This window comes from Microbacterium sp., assembly GCF_051953575.1.
Lineage (GTDB): Bacteria > Actinomycetota > Actinomycetes > Actinomycetales > Microbacteriaceae > Microbacterium.
Window position 1 is genome coordinate 1 of sequence record NZ_JBQCIP010000275.1, and the last position, 5,625, is coordinate 5,625.

A 5,625-nucleotide genomic window follows, 5' to 3' on the forward strand; every position below is an offset into this window, starting at 1 on the left:
GCCGCGCACGATGATCCGCGCCTCTCCCCCGCGCAGCGCCACGACGGGCGGCCGGGGGACGTAGTTGTAGTTGCTCGCGAGCGAGAAGCAGTAGGCCCCCGTCGCGGGCACCGCGAGCAGATCGCCGGGCGTGATGTCGCCGGGAAGGTACTCGGCATCCACCACGATGTCGCCCGACTCGCAATGCTTGCCGACGACGCGTGCGAGCTGCGGTGCGGCGTCGCTCGCGCGCGACGCGATGCGCGCCGAGAACTGCGCGCCGTACAGGGCGGGGCGCGCGTTGTCGCTCATGCCGCCGTCGACGCTCACGTACAGCCGGGTGTCACCGGTCTCGAGCGCCACCGGCTTGATCGTGCCGACCTCGTACAGCGTGACGCCGGCACGGCCGACGATGGCCCGCCCCGGTTCGAACGCCAGGTGGGGCATCGGGATGCCACGCACCTCGCACTGCCGCGCGACGGCGTCCGCGATGCCGACGGCGAGCGCCTCGATCGGCGTCGGGTCGTCGACCGACGTGTAGGCGATGCCGAAGCCGCCGCCGAGGTTCAGGACGGGGAGTTCGCCGCCCTCGCGCAGCTGAGCGTGCAGCTCGACCAGCCGTGCGGCGGACTCCTCGAATCCCGACGTGCCGAAGATCTGCGAGCCGATGTGGCAGTGGAGCCCGATGAACTCGAGTCCGGCGAGCTCCCGGATGCGGGCGACCGCGGCCGGGGCGTCCTCCAGCGTGAATCCGAACTTCTGGTCCTCGTGGGCGGTGGCCAGGAAGTCGTGCGTCTCGGCGTGCACGCCGCTGTTGACGCGCAGCAGCACCGCCTGCGTGGCACCGCGCCGCTCGACGATGGCGGCGAGACGCTCGATCTCGATGAGGCTGTCGATGACGATCGACCCGATCCCCACCTCGACGGCGCGCTCGAGCTCGGCGACCGACTTGTTGTTGCCGTGGAACCCGAGCCGCGCGGGGTCGGCCCCCGCTGCGAGCGCGACGGCGAGCTCGCCGCCGCTGCACACGTCGACCGCAAGCCCTTCCTCGGTGACCCACCGCACCATCTCGGTGCTGAGGAACGCCTTGCCGGCGTAGTAGACGCGTGCCTGCGCGCCGTGCAGCGCGGCCGCCGCCCGGAAGGCGTCGAGAGTGCGGCGTGCGTTGCGGCGGACCTCGTCCTCGTCCAGCACGTACAGCGGGGTCCCGAAGCGCTCGCGCAGCTCCGTGGCGCGGATGCCGCCCAGTTCGAGCACGCCGTCGGCCGTTCGCTCGGCATCCGCGGGCCAGACGGCGGGGGCGAGGTCATTGGCCTCGGCGGGTCGCTGAAGCCATGCAGGAGCGACGGAGCGGGGGTGCGGGTCGGCGGACACTGTGGACCAATCGGTGGGAGCTTCGACGCTTGCAGATCCGTCGCGGTCGGTCGGGCGAGGGGAATCTGCCTGTGCCGGGGCGCGGAAGGTCACGAGTGTGCAGTGATACCGGCGCCTGGCAGTGCTAGAAGTCTAGGGCACACGGCATCCCGCCCCCGCGCCGATGACGGCACGCGACACGCGGACAGGTCCTCAGGCGCACGTGCCATTCTGCTGCAGGGCGGGGTCCGTGGCGATGCGGCCGTCGACATCGAAGTCTGCGACGAGTCTTGTCCCGTCGACCTGGACGCCGGTGAGCGTCGCCCCCGCTGGGAGCTGATCTGCGATGCACACATCCCAGTCGCGGAGAACCGTATCGGTCAGGCGTCCGAACTGGGCGCGCAGCGCATCCGCCGTGACCTCCGACTGCCCGAGTGTGAACGAGGCCGGCGTGAGGACGATGTCGCCGGCGTCTGCTGACGGCGTCAAGGCGACGGCGATCGGGATCTGTGCGCCGAACACCCTCAGGTCCAGAGTCATGGTGACGTTCGGCGCAGACAGGCCGACGGTCTCCGCCGGGAACCCGTCGAGCGACGACAGGAGCTTCTGCAGCTGCTGTTCGTCGAGTGACACGGTCGCCGTGGCGCCTGCGAGATCGGGTTCGCCGCGCACCGGGAGGCCCTGCGCGCTCACGACGACATCCCCGGTGACGCCGGACTCTCCCAGGGGAACCTGTTCCGAGGAGATCGTGATGTCGTCGATCGTGCCGCCGATGAGCTGCGGCAGCATCGCCCCCGCGATGTCGACGTCTATCTGCTGCTCGGGCGGAAGCGCCAGCTGCGTACGCACCTGGTCCCGCACAATGCCGGTCACGATCTGGCGCGCGATGGCCTCGGCGGCGAACCAGGCGGCCACCGCCAAGACGGCGACGATCGCGAAGCCGACGATCCATGGCCACATGCGGCGGCGCGGCGGCTCGGAAGCACCGTCGACCCGCACCAACCCCTCCGGCAGGGGAAGGGTGTGCTGCGAGTCGGCGGCGCTCATGTTCACATCCGTTCCGGTGCCGTGACACCGAGCAGGTCGAGCCCGTTGCGCAGCACTTGGCCGGTGGCGTCGTTGAGCCACAGGCGCGTGCGGTGCACGGCCTCGACGGGCTCGTCGCCGAGCGGGATGACGCGGCAGGTGTCGTACCAGCGGTGGTACAGGCCGGCGAGCTCCTCGAGGTAGCGCGCGACCCGGTGCGGCTCGCGCACCTCGGCGGCGAACGCCACGATGCGCGGGAACTCCTGCAGCGCGCCCAGCAGGGCGGACTCCGTCTCGTGCGTGAGCAGCTCGGGCGCGAACTCGGACCGGTCGACCCCGGACGCCGCGGCGTTGCGCGCGACGTTGTGCGTCCGCGCGTGCGCGTACTGCACGTAGAACACCGGGTTGTCGTTGGTGCGCTTGCGCAGGATCTCGGGGTCGAGTGTCAGGGGCGAGTCGGCGGGGTACCGCGCCAGCGAGTAGCGCAGCGCGTCCGTGCCGAGCCACTCGCGCAGGTCGTCGAGCTCGATGATGTTGCCCGCACGCTTGGACAGGCGCGCGCCGTTGACCGACACGAGCTGCCCGATGAGCACCTCGATGTCCTTCTCGGGGTCGTCGCCCGCCGCGCCCGCGAGCGCCTTGAGCCGGTGCACGTAGCCGTGGTGGTCGGCGCCCAGCAGATAGATCTTGTGCGCGAAGCCGCGGTCGCCCTTGTTCAGGTAGTACGCCGCGTCGGCGGCGAAGTAGGTGTACTCGCCGTTCGAGCGACGGATCACGCGGTCCTTGTCGTCGCCGAAGTCGGTGGTGCGCACCCACACGGCGCCTTCGTCGTCGAACACGTGCCCCTGTTCGCGCAGCCGGTCGACGGCCTCGTCGACGAGGCTGGGCTCGCCCCCCGCACCCTTCGCGTGCAGCGTCCGCTCGCTGAAGAACACGTCGAAGTGCACGTTGAACTTCTCCAGCGACGCCTGCAGGTCGCCGAGCTGGAACTCGTAGGCGCGGTCGCGCGCCACCAGGAGCTGCTCGTCGGCCGGGAGCGAGAGCAGATCCGGCTGCGCGGCCAGCACGCGCTGGGCGAGGTCGTCGATGTACGAGCCCGGGTAGCCGTCCTCGGGCGTCGGCTCCCCCTTGGCTGCCGCCAGCACCGAGCGACCGAACCGCTCCATCTGGGCGCCCGCGTCGTTGACGTAGAACTCGCGCACGAGCGTGGCGCCGCTGGCGAGCAGCAGGCGGGCGATCGAGTCGCCGAGCGCCGCCCACCGGGTGTGGCCGATGTGCATCGGCCCGGTCGGGTTCGCGCTCACGAACTCGAGGTTGATCGTGTTGCCGCGCTGCGAGTCGTTGGTGCCGAACGCCGCGCCGGCGTCGACGATCGTCTTGGCCAGCGCACCGGCGGCAGCAGCATCCAGCCGGATGTTGATGAATCCCGGACCGGCGACCTCGACGCCCGCGACGCCGTCGACCTGCGCGAGGCCCTCGGCGATCTCTGCGGCGAACTCGCGCGGGTTCGCCCCCACGGCCTTGGCCAGCTTGAGGGCCGCGTTCGATGCCCAGTCGCCGTGGTCGCGGTTCTTCGGCCGCTCGAGCACGAGGTCGGCGGCGGTCAGCCCGTCGGCCGCACCGGGTCGTCGCGCCTCGGCGAGCGGGGCGACGACGGCGAGCAGGGCGGCGGAGAGGGCTTCAGGATTCATAGACCGACAAGTCTATTGCGCCGTCCTGAGGCGTCCGCTCAGGCGATCTGCACCAGGGCGCCGAAGTCGTCGAGCGAGGGATCGGATGCCGCCGGCACCACGTCGTCCGTGAGACCCGGCAGCATCTCCAGGCCTTCGCCCACACCGTCAGGGACGACCCACGCGTCCACGTGCAGGCGCTGGAGCCCGACGTAGCCGCCGTAGTAGCTGAGGAACGCGCAGTCCGCGGCATCCCGTCCCGTCGCGATGCGGACGAGCCCGCTGCGGTTGGCCAGGCGCGTCGCGTCGATGACGTACCAGGCGCCGTCGAGGTAGGCCTCGGCGACCGCGTGGAAGTCCATCGGCCGCAGGCCCGGCGCGTAGCAGGCGGCGTAGCGTGCGGGCATGTCCATCGCGCGCAGGAGCGCGATGACGACGTGCGCGTAGTCGCGGCACACGCCCTGCCCCGTCATGAGGGTGGTCACGGCGCTGTCGGTCCCGTGGCTGAGGCCGGGCGTGTAGGTGGTGCTCGTCGAGACGAACTCCGACACCGCGGCGATGAGGTCGTGCCCCGACAGCCCCTTGAACTGGCGCCGCGCCTGCTGGAACACCTCGTCCGACTGCGCGTACCGGCTCGGGCGCAGGTAGGTGATCGCTTCGAGGTCGCTCGTGCGGCCCGTCGCGGCCCGCCCGTCGACGGTCGCCTCGTAGCGGATCTCGAGGCGCCCGGGCTCGCCGGTGAGGCGATGCAGACGGCTCCCCTGCTGGTCCACGATCTCGGTCGGCGTGTACACGCGATCGCCCTGGGTGAACGTCAGCGACTCGTTCGACACGGGCACACCCTGGGCTGTCGCCAGCTGAAGGATGAGGTCGACGGAGGCCCCCAGTTCGAGGTCCATCTGAGCGGTCACGACGCGTTGCACCGAAGTATCCTCGCATGCCCGGATGCCCCCTTCGCGCGGGGTTGACAAGGGGCCCGCCGACAGTGTGTGGAAGCGCTTTCGACCGGCCCCGCCGACCGGGAGTTTTCTCCCGTTCACCGGCCGATGCGAAGGTTGGCGCCGTCGTGACGTACCCTCTTCGCATGCACGCGCCCGGACCCTCCCGCGCACGGCGGCTGGGGCTCCCCCTCGCGGCCGTCGCGCTGGCAGTCGCCGCGGTGTGCGCCGTGGCCGTCGGGCGGCCCTGGGGCACCGCCGAACCGGCGGCGCCGGCGACCGCTGCCGACGACCGCGCCGGGGTCGCGGCATCCGCCCCTCCGGCCCCGCTGGTGATCGACGACGATGCGAGCGTGCTCGTGTTCGGCGACTCATGGGTGTACGGGTCGGCGGCGACCGTGCCGACCCTCGGCTTCGCGTACCTGCTCGCCGACGACCTCGGCGTCCGGACCGTCGTCGACGGCGTGCGCGGCAGCGGCTACCTCAAGCCCGGGATCGACGGCCCCGCCTACGGCGAGCGCATCGCCGCCCTCGATCCGGCCCTCGACCCCGACGTGATCATCGTCGAAGGGTCGATCAACGACCGTCACGCGTATCCGACCGGATACCGGGATGCCGTCACCTCCGCATGGGACGCCCTGCAGGCCCGCTTCCCGGAC

The 5,625-nt window shown here is 71.4% G+C and carries 5 protein-coding genes; 1 reads left to right on the plus strand and 4 read right to left on the minus strand.

What is annotated here, in order from left to right; genetic code table 11:
- From lysA to ACTHNQ_RS17160, 4 genes are all read right to left on the minus strand, one after another.
- Positions 1-1,353: diaminopimelate decarboxylase (gene lysA, locus ACTHNQ_RS17145; protein ID WP_440335161.1), on the minus strand; the 1,353-nt coding region annotated here is incomplete at its 3' end.
- 192 nt (positions 1,354-1,545) lie between these two features.
- On the minus strand, positions 1,546-2,379 hold the full coding sequence (locus ACTHNQ_RS17150) for an LmeA family phospholipid-binding protein (protein WP_440335162.1): 834 nt from the start codon (positions 2,377-2,379) through the stop codon (positions 1,546-1,548).
- Positions 2,380-2,381: 2 nt separating this feature from the next.
- Entirely contained in the window at positions 2,382-4,049 is a 1,668-nt protein-coding gene (locus tag ACTHNQ_RS17155) for an arginine--tRNA ligase (protein ID WP_440335163.1), read from the minus strand.
- A 38-nt stretch (positions 4,050-4,087) separates the two neighbouring features.
- A complete protein-coding gene (locus ACTHNQ_RS17160) occupies positions 4,088-4,951 on the minus strand; it encodes a transglutaminase-like domain-containing protein (protein ID WP_440335164.1) in 864 nt (287 codons plus the stop codon).
- 161 nt (positions 4,952-5,112) lie between these two features.
- On the opposite strand from ACTHNQ_RS17160, the gene ACTHNQ_RS17165 reads away from it, so the two are divergent.
- The coding region (locus ACTHNQ_RS17165) for a GDSL-type esterase/lipase family protein (protein WP_440335165.1) at positions 5,113-5,625 on the plus strand (513 nt) is incomplete at its 3' end.

Coding starts and splice junctions, on each gene's coding strand:
- ACTHNQ_RS17150 (WP_440335162.1), bottom strand. CDS start 2,379: ATGAGCGCCGCCGACTCGCAGCACACCCTTCCCCTGCCGGAGGGGTTG.
- ACTHNQ_RS17155 (WP_440335163.1), bottom strand. CDS start 4,049: ATGAATCCTGAAGCCCTCTCCGCCGCCCTGCTCGCCGTCGTCGCCCCG.